The 17,542-nt window shown below is 72.0% G+C and carries 20 protein-coding genes; 10 read left to right on the top strand and 10 right to left on the bottom strand.

The window, feature by feature from the left end; genetic code table 11:
* Positions 1 to 33 precede the first annotated feature (33 nt).
* From AB0M82_RS15245 to AB0M82_RS15220, 6 genes are all read left to right on the top strand, one after another.
* Positions 34 to 1,335: a nicotinate phosphoribosyltransferase gene (locus AB0M82_RS15245; protein WP_364721791.1), complete on the top strand. Its 1,302-nt coding sequence runs from the start codon at positions 34 to 36 to the stop codon at positions 1,333 to 1,335.
* Positions 1,336 to 1,367: 32 nt separating this feature from the next.
* Entirely contained in the window at positions 1,368 to 1,946 is a 579-nt protein-coding gene (locus AB0M82_RS15240; RefSeq protein ID WP_364721789.1) for an isochorismatase family protein, read from the top strand.
* Entirely contained in the window at positions 1,943 to 2,587 is a 645-nt protein-coding gene (locus tag AB0M82_RS15235) for a bifunctional 4-hydroxy-2-oxoglutarate aldolase/2-dehydro-3-deoxy-phosphogluconate aldolase (RefSeq protein WP_364721787.1), read from the top strand. The genes AB0M82_RS15240 and AB0M82_RS15235 overlap by 4 nt, the downstream gene beginning before the upstream one ends.
* Before the next feature lie 353 nt (positions 2,588 to 2,940).
* Complete coding sequence (locus AB0M82_RS15230; RefSeq protein ID WP_364721785.1) at positions 2,941 to 3,528, top strand: biotin transporter BioY; 588 nt, start codon at positions 2,941 to 2,943, stop codon at positions 3,526 to 3,528.
* Positions 3,529 to 3,633: 105 nt separating this feature from the next.
* On the top strand, positions 3,634 to 5,685 hold the full coding sequence (locus AB0M82_RS15225; RefSeq protein WP_364721783.1) for an ATP-dependent DNA helicase: 2,052 nt from the start codon (positions 3,634 to 3,636) through the stop codon (positions 5,683 to 5,685).
* A 58-nt stretch (positions 5,686 to 5,743) separates the two neighbouring features.
* Positions 5,744 to 6,085, top strand: a complete 342-nt coding sequence (locus AB0M82_RS15220) for a hypothetical protein (RefSeq protein ID WP_364721781.1) — start codon at positions 5,744 to 5,746, stop codon at positions 6,083 to 6,085.
* On the opposite strand, the gene AB0M82_RS15215 is transcribed toward AB0M82_RS15220, so the two are convergent.
* The 4 genes from AB0M82_RS15215 to ctaD form a co-directional block, all read right to left on the bottom strand.
* Positions 6,082 to 6,486, bottom strand: coding sequence for an OsmC family protein (locus AB0M82_RS15215; RefSeq protein WP_364721779.1), 405 nt, complete (start codon positions 6,484 to 6,486; stop codon positions 6,082 to 6,084). The genes AB0M82_RS15220 and AB0M82_RS15215 overlap by 4 nt on opposite strands.
* A gap of 16 nt (positions 6,487 to 6,502) precedes the next feature.
* Positions 6,503 to 7,282 carry a peptidyl-tRNA hydrolase gene (locus tag AB0M82_RS15210; RefSeq protein WP_364721777.1) on the bottom strand — a complete coding sequence of 260 codons (780 nt, stop codon included), beginning with the start codon at positions 7,280 to 7,282 and terminating at the stop codon, positions 6,503 to 6,505.
* A complete protein-coding gene (gene serB, locus AB0M82_RS15205; protein ID WP_364721775.1) occupies positions 7,279 to 8,508 on the bottom strand; it encodes a phosphoserine phosphatase SerB in 1,230 nt (409 codons plus the stop codon). The genes AB0M82_RS15210 and serB overlap by 4 nt, the downstream gene beginning before the upstream one ends.
* Before the next feature lie 184 nt (positions 8,509 to 8,692).
* Positions 8,693 to 10,480: a cytochrome c oxidase subunit I gene (gene ctaD, locus AB0M82_RS15200; protein WP_364721773.1), complete on the bottom strand. Its 1,788-nt coding sequence runs from the start codon at positions 10,478 to 10,480 to the stop codon at positions 8,693 to 8,695.
* A 136-nt stretch (positions 10,481 to 10,616) separates the two neighbouring features.
* Between ctaD and AB0M82_RS15195 the strand changes: the two genes are divergently transcribed.
* Positions 10,617 to 11,438 carry a phosphotransferase gene (locus tag AB0M82_RS15195; protein ID WP_364721771.1) on the top strand — a complete coding sequence of 274 codons (822 nt, stop codon included), beginning with the start codon at positions 10,617 to 10,619 and terminating at the stop codon, positions 11,436 to 11,438.
* Here AB0M82_RS15195 and AB0M82_RS15190 read toward each other — a convergent pair.
* The gene (locus AB0M82_RS15190; RefSeq protein ID WP_364721769.1) at positions 11,426 to 12,187 is read right to left on the bottom strand and encodes an alpha/beta hydrolase; all 762 of its coding nucleotides are present in this window, start codon (positions 12,185 to 12,187) and stop codon (positions 11,426 to 11,428) included. The two genes, AB0M82_RS15195 and AB0M82_RS15190, sit on opposite strands and share 13 nt — an antisense overlap.
* On the opposite strand from AB0M82_RS15190, the gene AB0M82_RS15185 reads away from it, so the two are divergent.
* Complete coding sequence (locus AB0M82_RS15185; protein WP_364721767.1) at positions 12,186 to 12,725, top strand: GNAT family N-acetyltransferase; 540 nt, start codon at positions 12,186 to 12,188, stop codon at positions 12,723 to 12,725. The two genes, AB0M82_RS15190 and AB0M82_RS15185, sit on opposite strands and share 2 nt — an antisense overlap.
* Before the next feature lie 31 nt (positions 12,726 to 12,756).
* Here the strand turns inward: AB0M82_RS15185 and AB0M82_RS15180 are convergent, their stop codons facing one another.
* Positions 12,757 to 13,062, bottom strand: coding sequence for a hypothetical protein (locus AB0M82_RS15180; RefSeq protein WP_364721765.1), 306 nt, complete (start codon positions 13,060 to 13,062; stop codon positions 12,757 to 12,759).
* A 272-nt stretch (positions 13,063 to 13,334) separates the two neighbouring features.
* Positions 13,335 to 14,459: a nucleotide pyrophosphatase/phosphodiesterase family protein gene (locus AB0M82_RS15175; protein ID WP_364721763.1), complete on the bottom strand. Its 1,125-nt coding sequence runs from the start codon at positions 14,457 to 14,459 to the stop codon at positions 13,335 to 13,337.
* Between the two features lie 108 nt (positions 14,460 to 14,567).
* Between AB0M82_RS15175 and AB0M82_RS15170 the strand changes: the two genes are divergently transcribed.
* A complete protein-coding gene (locus AB0M82_RS15170; RefSeq protein ID WP_364721761.1) occupies positions 14,568 to 14,783 on the top strand; it encodes a zinc ribbon domain-containing protein in 216 nt (71 codons plus the stop codon).
* A gap of 86 nt (positions 14,784 to 14,869) precedes the next feature.
* Here the strand turns inward: AB0M82_RS15170 and AB0M82_RS15165 are convergent, their stop codons facing one another.
* On the bottom strand, positions 14,870 to 15,988 hold the full coding sequence (locus AB0M82_RS15165; protein WP_364721759.1) for a PLP-dependent transferase: 1,119 nt from the start codon (positions 15,986 to 15,988) through the stop codon (positions 14,870 to 14,872).
* Positions 15,989 to 16,046: 58 nt separating this feature from the next.
* Between AB0M82_RS15165 and AB0M82_RS15160 the strand changes: the two genes are divergently transcribed.
* A complete protein-coding gene (locus AB0M82_RS15160) occupies positions 16,047 to 16,523 on the top strand; it encodes an Lrp/AsnC family transcriptional regulator (RefSeq protein WP_364721757.1) in 477 nt (158 codons plus the stop codon).
* A 2-nt stretch (positions 16,524 to 16,525) separates the two neighbouring features.
* Here AB0M82_RS15160 and AB0M82_RS15155 read toward each other — a convergent pair whose 3' ends face one another.
* Both AB0M82_RS15155 and AB0M82_RS15150 read right to left on the bottom strand, forming a co-directional pair.
* Positions 16,526 to 17,050, bottom strand: coding sequence for an adenylate kinase (locus tag AB0M82_RS15155; RefSeq protein ID WP_364721755.1), 525 nt, complete (start codon positions 17,048 to 17,050; stop codon positions 16,526 to 16,528).
* Positions 17,034 to 17,498: an Lrp/AsnC family transcriptional regulator gene (locus AB0M82_RS15150; protein WP_364721753.1), complete on the bottom strand. Its 465-nt coding sequence runs from the start codon at positions 17,496 to 17,498 to the stop codon at positions 17,034 to 17,036. The genes AB0M82_RS15155 and AB0M82_RS15150 overlap by 17 nt, the downstream gene beginning before the upstream one ends.
* Between the last annotated feature and the right edge of the window lie 44 nt (positions 17,499 to 17,542).

Here is a 17,542-nt window from a genome sequence, read left to right as displayed (position 1 = left end):
GGTCCGGCCATGTGAGTGAATAGGCTTACCCCCATGGGTTCACCGGAGCCGGCCACGGCCAGCACTGCGCTGCTCACCGACCACTACGAGCTGACCATGCTGGGCAGCGCGCTCGCCGACGGGACGGCGGAGCGACCCTGCGTGTTCGAGGTGTTCGCCCGGCGACTGCCCGACGGGCGGCGCTACGGCGTCGTCGCGGGTACCGCCCGGGTGCTCGACGCGATCGCGGACTTCCGCTTCACCGACGCCGAGCTGGCGCAGCTGGAAGCCACCGCGGTCGTCGACGAGGCGACGCTCGCCTGGCTCGCGGACTACGAGTTCTCGGGTGACATCGCCGGCTACCCCGAGGGTGAGCTGTACTTCCCCGGTTCGCCGATCCTCACCGTCACCGGCTCGTTCGCCGAGTGCGTGCTGCTGGAGACGCTGGTGCTGTCGATCCTCAACCACGACAGCGCGATCGCGTCCGCGGCGGCCCGGATGTCCGGCGCCGCGCACGGCCGTCCGATCATCGAGATGGGCGGCCGCCGCACGCACGAGTACGCCGCGGTCGCGGCCGCGCGCGCCGCCTACCTGGCCGGTTTCGCGACGACGTCCAACCTCGAAGCCGGGCGCCGCTACGGCATCCCGACCCGCGGCACCGTCGCGCACGCCTTCATGCTGCTGCACGACAGCGAGGAGGCGGCCTTCCGCGCGCAGGTCGAGAAGATGGGGCAGGACACGACGCTGCTGGTCGACACCTACGACATCACCGCGGGCATCAAAACGGCGGTCCGCGTCGCCGGGCCCGAGCTCGGCGCGATCCGGATCGACTCCGGCGACGTCGGCCCGCTCGCCCGCCGCGCCCGTGAGCAGCTGGATTCGCTGGGCGCGAAGGACACCCGGATCGTGGTGTCGGGCGACCTCGACGAGCACGCCATCGCGGCGCTGCGCGCGGAGCCCGTCGACGCGTACGGCGTGGGCACGTCGGTGGTCACCGGGTCCGGCGCGCCGACCGCCGGGATGGTCTACAAGCTCGTCGAGGTGGACGGCAAGCCGGTCGCCAAGCGCAGCGCGCACAAGGAGTCCCGCGGCGGACGGAAGTCCGCGCTGCGGCGCCACCGCGACACCGGCACGGCGGTCGAGGAGGTCGTCTGGACGACTTCGGGCGCCGCCCCGGAGCCCGAGGCGAACGACCGGCCGCTGCAGATCCCGCTGATCCGCGCTGGCCGCACGGAGCCGGACCTGCCTACGCTCGACGACGCGAGGCAGCGGCTTCGCCGCGGCCTGGTCAGCCTGCCGTGGGAGGGCCTCAAGCTCTCGCACGGTGAGCCCGCCATCCCGACGCAGTTCTTGTAAACGACACTGGCTCTGAGAGAAGGAGTTCGACCATGGGGACCGCGCTGATCGTGGTGGACGTGCAGAACGACTTCTGCGAAGGGGGTTCGCTCGGCCTGCCGGGCGGGGCCGCCGCGGCCGCCGCCATCTCGAAGCAGGCCGTCGAGGGCGGGTACAGCCACGTCGTGGCCACCCGGGACAACCACATCGACCCGGGCGGCCACTTCAGCGAGACACCCGACTTCAAGGACAGCTGGCCGGTGCACTGCGTCGCCGGCACGCCGGGCGCGTCGTTCCACCCCGCGCTGGACGTCGTCCCGATCGGCGAGGTGTTCTCCAAGGGCGAGTACAGCGCCGCGTACTCCGGCTTCGAGGGCGCGGCCCGGGACGGGAAGTCCCTGGAGGCGTGGCTGCGCGCGCACGACGTCACCGACGTCGACGTCGTCGGCATCGCGACGGACTTCTGCGTCCGCGCGACGGCACTCGACGCGGCGAAGGCCGGCTTCGGCGTGCGGGTGCTGCTGGACCTGACCGTCGGCGGCTCGCAGCCGACGGTGGACGCGACGCTGAAGGACTTCGAGGAGGCCGGTGTCGCCTACTCCGGCACCGCGCCTGTGCCGCCGGCCGCGTGAAGGACCTGCAGACGGCGTTGGCGCGGCACCGGCTCGTCGCGATCCTGCGGGCTCCGGAGGCGTCGCGGTTCGCCGACGCCGCGATGGTCCTGCACGCGGCGGGCGTCCGCCTGCTCGAAGCGACGCTGACGACGCCGGGCGCGCCCGCCGCGATCACCGCGCTGCGCCTGGCGCTCGGCGACGACGCCCTGATCGGCGCGGGCAGCGTCCGCGAACCGTCCGATGTGGACATCGCGGCCGACGCGGGCGCGGCGTACCTGGTCACGCCGACGGTCAACCCGGCGGTCCTCGAGCGCGCGGCGGCGCTGGCGGTCCCGGTGATCTGCGGCGCGCTGACGCCGACGGAGATCGACCAGGCCTGGCGGCTCGGCGCGGCCGCGGTCAAGGTGTTCCCGGTCGCGGCCGCGGGCGGGGTCGCCTACGTCCGCGCGGTGCGGGCACCGCTGCCGGACGTCCCGCTGGTCCCGACCGGCGGCGTCCACCTGGCCGACGTCGAGGGCTACCTGCGCGCGGGCGCGATCGCGGTCGCGGCGGCGACACCGTTGCTGGGCGACGCGCTGTCGTCCGGCGGCAGCCTGCCGGACCTGGCGACGCGGGCGGGCGAGTTCGTCGCGGCCGCGAGCCGCTTCACCACGCCCTGACCCCGGTCCCAAGCGCCCCAATGTGGCGTTGGTTGCGTCCAACGCACCCAATGTGGCGTTCGGTGCGTCCAATCCAACGCACCCAACGCCCAAGGCCGGGTAGTTAAGGATTCCTCTGCCGCGCAAGCGGTCAACGGAAGGCCGTGCCAATCGGGCCAATCGGGCCAATCGGGCAGCTTGACAGCTCGCTGCCGCAGCTAACTGCCCGGCCTTGACCGAACGCCGCATTGGGGCGCCCTGATCGGGTCCACCCGTACGAGTGGCCGGTGAGGAACGCAACTCAGGGGGTCCCGGGAACGGTAACGAGCGTTAACCTCGATCGTCGCGTGTGAGAGTCCACCCTGGGAGGTTTCGTGTCTTCGCTGTCCTTCGCCGGCAAGCGGCCCGTGCTGGCCGACCTCGTGCCCGGCACGCTCGTCCGGGACATCGCGCTCGTCGCCGGCGGCGCCGTGCTCACCGGCGCCGCCGCGCAGCTGACGATCCCGGTGCCGGGCAGCCCGGTGCCGATGACCGGCCAGACGTTCGCCGCGCTGCTCGTGGGCGCCTCGCTCGGCATGTCGCGCGGTGCCGCGTCGATGCTGGTGTACCTGCTGGTCGGCGCCGTCGGCGTGCCGTGGTTCCAGCACGGCACCGCCGGCCTGTCCGGCGCGAGCGCGGGCTACATCGTCGGGTTCGTCTTCGCCGGCGCGCTGGTCGGCGCCCTCGCCGGCCGCGGCGGCGACCGGACGCCGCTGCGCACCGCGGGCACCATGGTGCTCGGCAACGTGGTCATCTACGCGTTCGGCGTGCCGTGGCTGATGGCGTCGACCGGGTTCGACCTGTCGACGGCGTTCGCCAAGGGCGTGACGCCGTTCCTCGTCGGCGACGCGCTGAAGATCGTCGTGGCCGCCGGTCTGCTGCCGCTCACCTGGAAGCTGGTTTCCCGCCGCACCGAAGACTGACCGCTCGCCGGGGGCCTTCCCGCGCGGACGGCCCCCGGCGGCGCGCGAGTGGCCCGTTCGCGACGGATCACCGATCCTGTCGGAGGTGGCCGCTAATGTGTCGCTGTGCCCGCCCGAACTGATTTCCCCGGCGTCCTCGAACTCCTCACCCACGCGGTGGAGTCCGTCGGTGGTGCCGAACGCCCAGGGCAGGTCGAGATGGCCGACGCCGTCGGCCGCGCCATCCGCACCGGTGAGCACCTGGCCGTGCAGGCCGGCACCGGCACCGGCAAGTCACTGGCCTACCTCGTGCCCGCGATCCGCCACGCCGTCGAGAAGGAGGCCACGGTCGTGGTCTCGACGGCCACGATCGCGCTGCAACGCCAGCTCGTCGACCGCGACCTTCCCCGGCTCGCGAAGGCGCTGAGGAAGCCACTCGGGCGCGAGCCGACCTTCGCGATCCTCAAGGGCCGCCGCAACTACATGTGCTTGCACCGGCTGGATTCCGGCGCGCCGGACGAGCCGGAGGACGCCCAGCTCTTCGACCCGTTCGCGGTGTCCCGGCTGGGCAAGGAGGTCACGCGGCTGCGGGAGTGGGCGTCGGACACCGAAACCGGCGACCGCGACGAGCTCGTCCCCGGCGTCACCGACCAGGCGTGGCGGCAGGTTTCCGTGACGGCGAAGGAATGTCTCGGCGCTTCGCGCTGTCCGATCGGCACGGACTGCTTCGCCGAGAAGGCCCGCGCCGAGGCCGGCCGCGCCGACGTCATCGTCACCAACCACGCCCTGCTGGCGATCGACGCCCTGCAGGGCTACCAGGTGCTGCCGGACCACGACGTGGTGATCATCGACGAGGCGCACGACCTGGTCGACCGCGTCACGTCGGTCGCCACCGGCGAGTTGACCAGCGCGATGTGCGCGGCGGCCGCGCGGCGCTGCGGCAAGCTCATCGACGCCGACGTCGCCGACCGCCTGCTGGAGGCGGGTGACGGGCTCGCGCTGATCGTCGACGACCTGTCCGCCGGCCGGCTGGACGAGCTGCCCCGGCCGTTGCAGGGCGCCATCCCGGCGATCCGCGACGCCGCGCACGCGTGCATCACCGCGCTGGGCTCCGACCGCAAGGAGGACGTCGAGGGGGCCACGGCGCGCAAGCTGGCGCGGTCGCTGCTCGACGAGGTGCACGACACCGCGGTCCGGCTGCTGGAGGCGTTCGAGGAGGACCAGGCGCACCAGCGCGACGTCGTCTGGCTGTCCGGCGACAAGTACGCGTCGAACCCGCGGCCGCCGGCGCTGAAGGTGGCGCCGCTCGGTGTCGCCGGGCTGCTGCGCGAGCGCGTGTTCAACCAGCACACGACGATCCTGACCTCGGCGACCCTGACCCTCGGCGGCACGTTCGACACCATGGCGCGCCAGTGGGGGCTCCCGCCCGCCCCGGCGCGGGTCGAGAAGGCGCCCGGCGCGGCGACGGACAAGGAAGCGCCGTCCGACGTGGAAACCGGCCCGAAGTGGACCGGCCTGGACGTCGGCTCGCCGTTCGACCACCGGAAGAACGGCATCCTGTACCTGGCCAAGCACCTGCCGCCACCGGGCCGCGACGGCCTGACGTCGTCCACAATGGACGAATTGGCCGAGCTGATCGAGGCCGCGGGCGGGCGCACGCTCGGGCTGTTCTCCTCGATGCGGGCGGCCAAGCAGGCCACCGAGGAGATGCGCGAGCGGCTGGACTTCCCGATCCTGTGCCAGGGCGACGACGCGACGTCGCTGCTGGTCCAGAAGTTCTCCGAAGACGTCCGCACGTGCCTGTTCGGCACGCTCAGCCTGTGGCAGGGCGTGGACGTTCCCGGGCCGTCGCTGCAGCTCGTGGTCGTCGACCGGATCCCGTTCCCGCGCCCGGACGACCCGGTGTCCTCGGCGCGGCAGCGCGCGGTGGAAGCCCGGGGCGGCAACGGGTTCCTCACCGTGGCAGCCACGCACGCCGCGCTGCTGCTCGCACAGGGCACCGGGCGGCTGCACCGGTCGGTCACCGACCGCGGTGTGGTGGCGGTGCTGGACTCCCGGCTGGCGAACGCCCGCTACGGCGGCTTCCTGCGCGCGTCACTGCCGCCGTTCTGGCCGACGATGGACCCGAAAGTGGTGCGGGAAGCGCTGCGGCGGCTCGACGCAGCCGCGCCCGCGTGACGCGGTCCACGGCCGCGCCCGGTACGGTGAACCCACCGAAGCAACAAGGGAGCACCGGTTGACCCAGGATTCGTCCAGCGCCCAGTCCCGGACCGTCAGCGTCGACGACACCGGAGTGCGGCGGCGGCTCGCGGACGGCAGCGAAGAGGCCGTCACGTGGTCCGAGCTGTCCTCGGTGATGGTCAGGGTCATCCCTGACGGCCCCTGGAACGAAGACGTCTTCTTCATGCTGGTGGGTAACGACGGCAAGGGCACCGCGGTGCCGAGCGGCGACCCGGCGGCCGACGCGCTGATCGAACGGCTGCAGGCCCTGCCCGGCTTCGACAACGAGAAGTTCATCGAAGCCATGACGACCGACGCGGACCAGGCCTACGTTGTCTGGGAATCCAGCCAGAACTAGGTTCGGGGGAAGGTCTCCGTCACGGGGACGCCCTTCTTGAGCGTCCGGCTCACCGTGCAGAGCCGTTCGATCGCCCGGTCCACGGCGGCGGCCAGCGCCGCCCGGTGATCCGCCGCCAATGTCGACACATCGACGTCGAAAGCGACGTGCACGGCATCCAGTTCCGAAGCACCTTCGCGCCGGTCGGCCGAGACGGTGACACAGAACTTCGCGTCTTCGCCGACCCGCCGCGTGATCAGCTCTTCGGCGGTCACCGCGCCGCAGCCCGCGGCCGCGATCTGCAGCAGTTCGGCGGGCGAAAACGCTCCTTCGGCGCCCGCCCGGCCCAGCCGCACCTCGGCGCCCCGGTCGTTGCGCCCGACGAACGCGTGCTGCCCGTCGCGTCGTACTTCGAGTCCCATGCCCGCTCCAACCCGGTCAGGAAGACACTTGTTCCGGTTCCCACTGGGCAAGAACCGTGATCGTCCCCGGGTCGACCTCGGTGAACCCGGCGTCCCGGACGGCGATCACCCGGTCGCGCCGCCACGCGCCCTCGGGATCGTCTCCCGGGTGCAGTTCCTTCCACCGCGCGACGCTCGCCGTGCGCACCGCGGTCCGGTAACCCCGTTCGGCCCAGCCGGCCAGCTTCGCTTCGCCGAGCAGCGCGGCGAGGATCATCGTGGCGTGGCCGACCTGGGCGGCGGCCTTGCCGACGGTCATCGGCACGTGCGGGTTGAGCAGGAGCAACGGGACGCCGTCCGGGACCGGGCCCGGCTCGTCCGGTGGTAGTTCGCTGCCCGAGATCTGCAGCCGCGCGACCTCTTTGGGCGTCTCGGTGACCAGGCCCGGCACCAGGGCCCTGGCCTCGGCGCCGTCGACCTCGCAGGTGATGCCCGGCAGGTCCTGGACGGCCGCCCAGTGCGCGCCCCGCGCCCGCCGCGCGACCTTCCGGATCCGGTTGTCGAGCCACGCGTGCATCGGCTCGGCCCACTCGCCGCCGGGCTCGGCGCGCTCGTCCAGGCACACCGCCAGCGCGGCCGCCGCCGCGGCTTCCAGCAGCGGGGTGCGGCCCGGCGGCTCGGCGCGTTCGATGCGCAGGATCACCGGCATCGCCCGGACCTCCTCCGGGAGCTCGTCGGAGGTGTCCGAGGTGTCTTCGGCCGGGAGCCCGAGCCAGAAGGCGTAGCGGGCGCCCAGCGGGTCGAGAACGCTGCTCACGGACGCATCAGCTCGAGCCCGTCGGCGGCGTCGGCCGCTTCGACTTCGCTGCGGGTGAGGCCGAGCACGAACAGCACGACGTCGAGGTAGGGGTGCGACAGCGCGGTGTCGGCCACCTCGCGCAGCGCGGGCTTGGCGTTGAACGCGACCCCCATGCCCGCCGCGGAAAGCATGTCGATGTCGTTGGCGCCGTCCCCGACCGCGACGCACTGCTCGAGCGGGATGTCGTACTCACCGGCGAAGCGGCGAAGCACCTTCGCCTTGCCCGCGCGGTCGACGATCTCGCCGACCACCTTCCCGGTGAGCTTGCCGTCCACGATCTCGAGCTCGTTCGCCGCCGCGAAGTCGAGGCCGAGCTCCTCCGCCAGGCCGTCGATGACCTGGGTGAACCCGCCGGACACCACGCCGGTGCGGAAGCCCATCCGCTTGAGCGTGCGGATCGTCGTGCGGGCGCCCGGGGTGAGCTCGATCGACGCGGCGACCTCGTCGATCGCCGTGGCCGGCAGACCGGCCAGCAGCGCGACCCGCCGTTCCAGCGACTCCGTGAAGTTCAGTTCACCGCGCATGGCCGCTTCGGTGATCTCGCGGATCTCCGGCTCCACCCCGGCGTGCGCGCCCAGCATCTCGATGACCTCGCCCTGGATCAGGGTCGAGTCGACGTCGAAGACGACCAGCCGCTTCGCGCGCCGCATGATGCCCGCCCGCTCCACGGCGATGTCGATGCCGGCCTCGACCGCGGCGTCGGCGAGTTCCAGGCGCAGCGCCGCGTCGGCTTCGGGGGTGTCCCGGTCGACCGAGACGTACAGCTCCAGCCCGGTCACGGGATAGTCGGCGACGCTGCGGATCGCGTCGATGTTGGCGCCGAGCGACGCCAGCCGGCGCGCGACCTCCGAGAAGCCCCGCGCGGTGACCGGACGGCCCAGCACGACCAGCACGTGGGACGAGTCGCCGCGGCCCAGCGCGAACGGGTCCTCCCCGATCGCCGCACCGATCTTGACCTCGACCTGCATGCCGACGGACGCCATCGCCTGCTCGACCGACTCCTGCAGGCCCTCCGGGTCGCGGTAGACCCCGGCGAGCACGCCGAGCACCAGCTGCCCGCGGATGACGACCTGCTCGACGTCGAGCACGTCGACGTCGTGCAGGGTCAGCACGGCGAACAGCACGGACGAGACGCCCGGCTTGTCGGGGCCGGTCGTCGTGATCAGGACGGGGGTCTGTGTCACTGGTCATCCCTCGTTCGGCAACGCTGCACGGTCAGTCTGCCGGGCCGGACTCGGCCAAGTGGGCCGATTGTTACCAATCCGACCACAGCCACGTGAGGGCTCGGCCTGCTCTGGCCGGATCGGTAAGCAAAGCGCGTGCCCGGCTTCACCGAAGCCGGGCACGCGCTGACTCGTTCAGGGGGTCCTACTTGTCGCCTTGCTCGCTCGCGTTGTCCTTGGAGTGGTCTCCCGGGATCACCGCTTCGGTGAGCAGTTGCGACGGCGCCGCGTGGCTGTTGACCTTCTGCTTCCCGAAGAAGCCGATCTCGCCTTCCTTGTGGATGCGCTCGAGCATGTGCGGGTAGTGCAGCTCGAACGCGGGCCGCTCGGAGCGGATCCGGGGCAGCTCGGTGAAGTTGTGCCGCGGCGGCGGGCAGGAGGTCGCCCACTCGAGCGAGTTGCCGAAGCCCCACGGGTCGTCCACCGTGACGATCTCGCCGTACCGGTAGCTCTTGAAGACGTTCCAGATGAACGGCAGCGTCGAGGCGCCGAGGATGTACGCGCCGATCGTGGAGATCGTGTTCAGCGTGGTGAAGCCGTCACTGGTCAGGTAGTCCGCGTACCGGCGCGGCATGCCTTCCGCGCCCAGCCAGTGCTGGACCAGGAACGTCATGTGGAAGCCGATGAACGTGGTCCAGAAGTGCCACTTGCCCAGCTTCTCGTCCATCATCCGGCCGGTGATCTTCGGGAACCAGAAGTAGATGCCGGCGAAGGTGGCGAACACGATCGTGCCGTAGAGCACGTAGTGGAAGTGCGCGACGACGAAGTAGCTGTCCGACACGTGGAAGTCGATCGCCGGCGCGGCCAGCATGATGCCGGTCAGGCCGCCGAAGAGGAACGTGACGATGAAGCCCATCGAGAAGATCATCGGCGTCTCGAAGGACAGCTGGCCCTTCCACATCGTGCCGATCCAGTTGAAGAACTTCACGCCGGTCGGGACCGCGATCAGGAAGGTCATGAAGGAGAAGAACGGCAGCAGCACGGCGCCGGTGGCGTACATGTGGTGCGCCCACACCGCGACCGACAGGGCCGCGATCGCCAGCGTCGCCCACACCAGGCTCTTGTAGCCGAACATCGGCTTCCGGCTGAACACCGGGAAGATCTCCGACACGATGCCGAAGAACGGCAGCGCGACGATGTACACCTCGGGATGGCCGAAGAACCAGAACAGGTGCTGCCAGAGGATCACGCCGCCGTTTTCGGGGTCGAACACGTGCGCCCCGAGATGCCGGTCCGCCAGCAGGCCCATCAAGGCCGCGGTCAGGATCGGGAAGGCGAGCAGCACCAGGATGCTCGTGACCAGGATGTTCCAGGTGAAGATCGGCATCCGGTACATCGTCATGCCCGGCGCGCGCAGGCAGACCACGGTAGTGATCATGTTGACCGCGCCGAGGATGGTGCCGAGACCACCGATCACCAGGCCGGAGATCCACAGGTCCGCGCCGACGCCCGGCGAGTGGATCGCGTCCGACAGCGGGGTGTAGGCGAACCAGCCGAAGTCGGCGGCGCCACCCGGGGTCAGGAAGCCGGACATCACGATCAGGCCGCCGAAGAGGTACAGCCAGTACGAGAACGCGTTGAGCCGCGGGAACGCGACATCCGGCGAGCCGATCTGCAGCGGCAGGATGAAGTTCGCGAAACCGAACAGGATCGGGGTCGCGTACAGCAGCAGCATCACCGTGCCGTGCATGGTGAACAGCTGGTTGTACTGCTCCTGGGACAGGAACTGCTGCCCGGGCCGCGCCAGCTCGGTGCGGATGAGCATGGCCATCGCGCCGCCCGCCATGAAGAAGGCGAACGACGTGACCAGGTACATGATCCCGATCTGCTTGTGGTCCGTCGTGCGGAACAACCGCAGCAGGTACGAACCCTTAACCGACTCGCGCGCGGGGTACGGGCGCGTGGCGATCGGCTTGGGGGCTACGGCCGTCACTCCTGCCTCCAACACTGAAACCTTGTGGTGGTCATCGTCCGGCCGCCGGGCGCGGGCTGGGCCCGGCTCCGGCGGTCAGGGGGGATCGTATCCCTCACTACCGACAGTCGCGCGCACCGGCTGGCAAGATCGGGCCGTGGCCGACGACTACACGCGCGCCGCGGTTCGCGCGGCACTGACCGTGACGTCCCGGCTCGGCCTGCGCGAGCACGAGCCCGAGGTGCTCCACGAGCGCTCGAACGTGCTGGTGAAGCTGGGTCCGCTGGTCGCGCGGGTGCCGGGCACCATCCGCCTGGCGCGGCCCGGGGCGGCGTGGCAGGAGCGGGACGTGGCCGTGTCCCGGTTCCTCACCGAACGTGGTGTGCTCGTCGTCTCACCGGCCACCGATCCCCCGGCCGGACCCCATTTCGCCGAGGATCTGCCGGTCACACTCTGGCACCACACCCCGCACGATCCGGACCACCGGTACGCACCGGACGTCGTCGCGGGCTCGCTCGCCGAGGTGCACTCGGCACTGCGGGAGTTCCCGGGCGAACTGCCCCGGCGCGGCCCGCTCGACGACCTGGAGCGCATCTTCGGCCGGCACGACCTGGACGGCGAAACGCCCCGGTTGCGCGCGGAGACGGCCCGCCTCGCCGCGACGCTGCCGGACGTCGCCGTGCAGCCGTTGCACGGCGACGCGCACCCCGGAAACCTGATCGCCACCGAAGCCGGACCGTGCTGGCTGGACTTCGAGGACACCTGGCGCGGGTCGCTGGCCTGGGACCTCGGGATCCTCGCCCGGCAGGGTGGCCCGGAGCTCCTGGCCGCCTATCCGGGCGATGTGCCCGAGGCCGTGCTCGGGCCCTGGATGCGCCTGCGGGAGCTCTACTCGGTCGTGTGGCGGCACGTCATCGCGATCCGGTTCCCGCACCGGCTCCCCGCGGCCCGCTCGGCGTTCGCCGCCTACTTCTCCTGAGTCGCGGGGTGCCAGGACAGGATCGCCTCGACCACGTCCGCCGGGGCCTCCAGCGGGCTCAGGTGCCCGGCGCCCGGGATCACCACGAGCGTGGCGCCGGCCATGACCTCGACCATCGCGCTCGCGGCCGCCACCGGGGTGATCGGGTCTTCTTCACCGACGATGACCAGCGCCGGCACCCCGGCGTCCCGCAGCAGGTCGAGGGAGTCCGGCCGGGTCCGCAGCGCCAGCGCCGCCCACGAGATCCCGTTCGGCGGCTGGGATTCGATGATCTCGCGGACGGTCTCGGCGATCTCGGGACGTCGCTCCCGCGTCGATCCGGCCAGCAGGTTCGGCAGGTTGGCCTCGGCCAGCCAGCCCCCGACGCCCTCGTCTTCGACCCGCTTGGCGACGTCCAGCCTCGCCTGGGCGGCCTCGGGCGTGTCGGGGGTGGCCTTGGTGTCGATGAGCACGAGGCCGCCGATCCGCTCCGGCGCCAGCCGGAGCACGGCCATCGCGAGGTAGCCGCCCATCGAGCAGCCACCGAGCACGACGCGGTCCAGCTCCAGGCGGTCGAGCAGGGCGACGACGTCGCGCGCGGCGTCTTCGAGGCTCGGCTCGCGATCGGAGTCCGGCAGCGGCGAGCGGCCGAGCCCGCGCTGATCCGGAGTGATCACCCGAAGGTGTGAAGCGAGGGGCTCGCGGACCGCGTCCCACATGCGGGCGTCCAGGGGAAAGGCGTGGAGGAGGACCAGCGGCAGTTCGGTCATGCCCGTCATTTTGTCGGACCCCCGCGTTAGCTTCGCCGATGTGTTCACCGACATCGAAACCGACCGGCTGCTGCTGCGTCCGCCGAACGAGGCGGACCGGCGGGCGATGGTCGACATCCACACCGACCCGCGCACCAACCGCTTCCATCCCGCGCCACCCGACGTTCCGAAGGCGTCGGAGATGTTCTCGGGCTGGCTGGCGCACTGGGCCGAGCACGGCTTCGGCTACCCCGCGGTGCTCGAACGCGGCGGCGCCGAGGTGCTCGGCATGTGCGGCGTGCGGCTGCGGGAGTTCCACGGCGAGAAGGTGCTCAACCTCGGCTACCGGTTCCGGCCGTCCGCGTGGGGCAAGGGCTACGCCGTCGAGGCGGGCCTGGCGGTGCTGGAGTGGTGCGCCCGCGAGCTGCCGACCCTGCCGGTGCTGGCGAGCGTGAGCGTCGCGAACAAGCCGTCGCTGCGGGTGGCCGAGCGGCTCGGCTTCACCGAGTACACGGAGGAGATGTACGAGGGCGCGATGTCGCGGCACTACCGGCGCTGAGCCGGGCGGTGTTTGACAACTCCAGAGCGAATCACCAGCGGCGGTGCGGGCGGCGGCGTGCCCGGGCGTCCCAGCAGGTGCGGTGCCAGTGCCGCCGATCGGCGACCGAGCCGGTCTCGTCGGCGGGCCAGACGACGACGTGCGGGGTGCCCGGCCGGATCTCGTGGTCGCAGCCGGGACAGCGGTAGAACTTGGTGGCCTGGGCCCCGGGCACGGTCCGGACCAGCCAGTCGCCGTCGGCCCCGGACTCGGCACGCGCCCAGCCGGTCGCGGCACCGAGGTCGCGCTCGGGCGGCCCGCCGTCCGAGCGGCGGCCGGGACGGTTGCGTCGAGGCACGCCCAAACCGTATCCGGGCCCCCACCCGCCACCGACCGACCGCCCAGGCACGCAACCCGACCGCCCAGGTACGCGAGCCGACCCTCCAGGCACGCGAGCCGACGCTCCAGGCGCGGGTGATGCCCCGCCAATCACACGTGATGCCTCCTCGATCACGGGTGATGCCTCTCCCATCACACGTGCGGCCCGCCCGGTCTCAGGCCGCGCGTTCGTCCACCGCGGCCGGCTGCCCGAGCGTCCGCAGGATGCCGAGTTCGCCGTTCCGGTACGGCTCAGCCCTGGGCGAGCGCCAGCGGCACCAGCTGTTCGGCCGTGGTGAGCGAGCCGTGCTGCCCGATCAGCGACGTCTCTACGGCTTCGGCGAGCCCCCGCACCATCCCGAACCGGTCACGGGCCGCCGCGACGACGTCACCGATCCGCGGCAGCACCCGGTCGCTGACGGTGTGCCCGAACCAGCCCTCGGCGACGGCTTCTTCCCGCGACCGCACCCAGGCCCGCTCGCCCAGCACCGCCCGCCAGGCCGCGAGGACGTCGCCGGCCGCGCCGGGCTCGGTGTAGACGTGCCGGGCCCGGACCTCGCCGCCGAACGTCCGGACCCCGTCCAGGAGCTCCGGGACGTCTTCGAGGTCGAGCTTGTCGTCGACGGCGACCATCCCGTGGTCGGCCACCACCGCGAGCAGGGCGCCGGACGGCAGACCGTCCACAAGGGACTCGACGAGCCGGTCTACCTGCCGCAGCTGCATCCGCCACGCGGCCGAACCGGGGCCGTACACGTGCCCGAGCAGGTCGAGTTCGCTGTGGTAGGAGTAGCAGAACGCCCGCCCGTCGAGCACCGACAACGTCCGCGCGGCGAGGTCGCCCAGCGCGTGCACCCCGGCGTACCGCGCACCGCTCTGCGTGGCCCGGGTCAGGGCCGTGTCGGCGAACTTCGCGGATGACACGACCGCGGCGTCGATCCCCGCCGCCGCGGCCCGCTCGAACGTCGTTTGCAGCGGCTGCACCTCGCGGGGCGGGAGCGCGCCGCGGAGGTCGCCGCCGTCCTCGTGGCTGCACCAGCGCAACGCGTTGAGCACGCCCGTGCCCGGCATTTCGAAGGTGTAGCCGACCATGCCGTGCTCGCCCGACGCGAGCCCGGTGCCGATCGCGGCCACGCCGGCGGCCGTCGTCGACGGGAAGCCCACGCGCAGCGACTCCCGGGCGAGTTCGGCCAGCACCGGGGCGTCCGCGTCGTGCTCGGCGAGGAGTTCCCAGCCGAGCCCGTCGACGAGCAGCACCGCGGCACTCCGCGCCTCCGGCAGCACCAGCGTGTTCGCGCAGCCGGGCACCCCGAGCGCGGCGAGCAGGGACGGGACGACCTGGCCGAGGTGGGGAACGTCGGCGAGCGAAGGCGGCTGCACACGCCCAGCTTCCCACTCATCGGCGTTCGCGGGGGTCCGAGTCGCGCCGCCCCGGCCCGGGCGGAGGCCCCGGGTGTCACAGCGGGCTGCTCCGGCGATAATCGCGGTATGCCGACCTACGCGTACCGCTGCCGCGAGTGCACCGAGACCTTCGAGCTCCTGCGCCCGATGAGCGAATCCAGCGCACCGGCGGCCTGCCCGGATGGCCACACCGACACCGTCAAACTGCTCACCACGGTCGCCCTCACCGGGGCCGCGAGTGGTTCCGCGGCCCCGGCCGGTGGCGGTGGCGGTGGCTGCTGTGGCGGCGGCTGCTGCGGCTGACCGGTCTCAGGTCTCCGGTCGTCTCCGGTCTCAGCTCTCCGGTCTCAGCTCTCCGGTGTCAGCTCTCCGGTGTCAGCTCTCTGGTGTCACAGCGCCTTCAGCGCCTGCTCCAGGTCCGCCCACAGGTCCTCGACGTCCTCCAGCCCGGCGGACAACCGGATCAGCTGGTCGGACACGCCGGCGTCGCGCCGGTCGCCGGCGTCGACGATCCGGTGGCTGATCGAGCCGGGGTGCTGGATCAGCGTGTCGACGCTGCCGAGGCTGACCGCCGGCGTGATCAACCGGACCGCCCCGATCAGGGCGTGCGGGTCGCCGTCGACCTCGAACGCCACCAGCGGCCCGCCCAGCCGCGGGTAGTGGACCGCCGTCACCGCCGGGTGGGCGGCGAGCCGCTCGGCCAGCGTCGCCGCGGTCGCGGACGCGGCGTTGACCCGCAGCGGCAACGTGGAAAGCCCGCGCAGCAACAGATATCCGGCGAGCGGGTGCAGCACCCCACCGGTGGCGAAGCGGATTTGCCGGAGCCGCGCGGCTTCCGCGGCGTCACACGCGACGATCCCGCCCATCACGTCGCCGTGTCCGCCGAGGAACTTCGTCGCGCTGTGCAGCACGAGCCGCGCGCCGTGGTGGCCGGGGCGCTGCAGCACGGGGGTCGCGAACGTGTTGTCGACGGCCAGCGGCACGTCCCCGCAGGCCGCCGCCAGCCCGGCGATGTCGACCTCGGCCAGCGTCGGGTTCGCCGGCGTTTCGACGAACACCAGCCCGGTGTCGGGCCGGAGCGCGGCGGCGACGGCGCCGGGCGCGGCCCAGGTGACCTCGGTGCCGAGCAGCCCTGACTCGAGCAGGTGGTCGCTGCAGCCGTACAGCGGGCGCACCGCGACGACGTGGCGTTTCCCTTGCGCCACCGCGGAAAGCAGGCAGGCCGAGACGGCGGCCATGCCGCTGGCGAAGGCGACGCCGTGGTCGAAGCCTTCGAGCTCGGCGAGCGCCCGCTCGAACCGGTCCACGGTCGGGTTGCCCACCCTGCCGTAGATCGGCGGGCCGTCGAGTTCGCCACCGGCGGCGAAGGCGTCGATCCGGGCGGCTTCGGCGGCACTGTCGCGGGACGGGTAGGTCGTGGACAGGTCGAGCGGAGCGGCGTGCACGCCGAGGTCCGTGAGATCGTCACGGCCGGCGTGGACGGCTCGCGTGCGCAGCGAGGAAGTCATGGCAGCATGGTCGAGCTTTTCCCGGACTGCAGGCAATACTCTCGGATATCATTCGGCGATGCCCGATTCCCTCGAACTGAGTCCGGTCGATCTTGAGATTCTGCGCCTGCTGCAGAACGATGCCCGGATCACCAACAAGGACCTGGCGGCGGCGGTCGGCATCGCGCCGTCGACGTGCCTGGACCGGGTGGCCCGGCTGCGGGACACCGGCGTGATCACCGGCCAGCACGCGCAGGTCGACGCGGCCAAGCTGGGGCGGCCGCTGGAGGCGTTCCTGTTCGTCCAGGTGCGCCCGCACCGGCGGCCGCTGGTGGACCCGTTCGTCGAGCACCTGCTCTCCCTGCCGGAGGTGCGCGCGGTCTACCACCTGACCGGGCCGGACGACTTCCTCGCGCACGTCGCGACCAGCTCCGCCGGGGAGCTCCAGCGTCTGGTCCTCGACGAGCTGACCGCGCGTGACGAGGTCGCCCGCGTCCACACCAACCTGGTGTTCCAGCATTGGAGCGGCGGCCCGCTGCTGCCGCCGGGGGCCTGACCTCAGAGGGTCTCGAGCCAGCGGCGGGTCTCGCGCGGGGATGTCAGCCGGACCACGGCGGGGCCGGGCGGCTCGGCGGCCCAGGCCCGGATGCTGGCCCGCTTGCGCGCGAACGAGGTGAAGTGCCAGCGGATGATCGAGTCGGCGGAGAACACCTGGCGGAACGATTCGACGTTGCCGTTGCAGATCCGCCGGCGGGTCACCGCCCGCACCAACGTCCGGCGGACCAAGCGGCTCAGCGAAAGCCAGCGCGGGTAGTCGAGGCCCACGATCAGCTGGGTGCGCGGCAGGACGATGTCCTGCCACTTGCTGTAGACGGCGTCGAGGACCCAGCGTTCCTGGGCGCAGACCTCGGCGATCCGGCGGCGCTGCTCCTCGTCGGGGGTGCCGACCCAGCCCGGCTGCCAGCCGATGTCGTCCGCGGCGTGGTAGGGCAGGCCGGTCCGCTCGGCGATCCGGGCCGCGAGCGTCGACTTGCCCGAGCCGGTCACCCCGACGATGACGATGCGGTCAGGAATCGAGGTCACGGGCGGGCTCGCGCGGTCCGCGGTAGGGCAGGGTCTGGCTGTAGACGACGTTCGTGGTCGTGCTGCCGAACTGGGCCAGCTCGTCCATGGTGCGCTCGAGGTGGGCCATCGAGGCCGCGGCGACCTTGAGCGTGTAGCAGTCGTCGCCGGTGGTGCGGAGGCATTCGAGGATCTCGGCGCGCTCGCCGAGCAGCTTGTGCAGTGCCTCGTGGCGGCTGCCGGGGTACTTGAGCCGGACGACGGCGAGCACCGGGTAGCCGACCTTGCCGAGGTCGACTTCCGCGCGGTAGCCGGTGATCACTCCGGCGGCCTCGAGCCGCCGGAGCCGTTCGGTCGCGGCCGAGGCACTGAGGTTCACCCGGCGGCCCAGCTCGGTGAGCGGCAGCCGGGCGTCGCACTGGAGCTCGACCAGGATGGCCCAGTCCGTCGGGTCGAGACTCTCGGTCATTCGGCGAACATACCGTGACATCCACGGCCGAAGCCGTCGGACGC

The organism is Amycolatopsis sp. NPDC051128 (assembly GCF_040682715.1).
Lineage (GTDB): Bacteria > Actinomycetota > Actinomycetes > Mycobacteriales > Pseudonocardiaceae > Amycolatopsis.
The sequence above is the reverse complement of the archived record's forward strand: the minus strand, read 5'-3'. Positions and strand labels throughout refer to the sequence as shown.

Excerpts from the sequence above, each read along its gene's own strand:
- AB0M82_RS15215 (WP_364721779.1), bottom strand. The coding sequence starts at position 6,486 with ATGGGACTCGAAGTACGACGCGACGGGCAGCACGCGTTCGTCGGGCGC.
- AB0M82_RS15240 (WP_364721789.1), top strand. The coding sequence starts at position 1,368 with ATGGGGACCGCGCTGATCGTGGTGGACGTGCAGAACGACTTCTGCGAA.
- AB0M82_RS15165 (WP_364721759.1), bottom strand. The coding sequence starts at position 15,988 with ATGACTTCCTCGCTGCGCACGCGAGCCGTCCACGCCGGCCGTGACGAT.
- AB0M82_RS15190 (WP_364721769.1), bottom strand. The coding sequence starts at position 12,187 with ATGACCGAACTGCCGCTGGTCCTCCTCCACGCCTTTCCCCTGGACGCC.
- AB0M82_RS15160 (WP_364721757.1), top strand. The coding sequence starts at position 16,047 with ATGCCCGATTCCCTCGAACTGAGTCCGGTCGATCTTGAGATTCTGCGC.
- AB0M82_RS15185 (WP_364721767.1), top strand. The coding sequence starts at position 12,186 with ATGCCCGTCATTTTGTCGGACCCCCGCGTTAGCTTCGCCGATGTGTTC.
- AB0M82_RS15170 (WP_364721761.1), top strand. The coding sequence starts at position 14,568 with ATGCCGACCTACGCGTACCGCTGCCGCGAGTGCACCGAGACCTTCGAG.
- AB0M82_RS15245 (WP_364721791.1), top strand. The coding sequence starts at position 34 with ATGGGTTCACCGGAGCCGGCCACGGCCAGCACTGCGCTGCTCACCGAC.
- AB0M82_RS15150 (WP_364721753.1), bottom strand. The coding sequence starts at position 17,498 with ATGACCGAGAGTCTCGACCCGACGGACTGGGCCATCCTGGTCGAGCTC.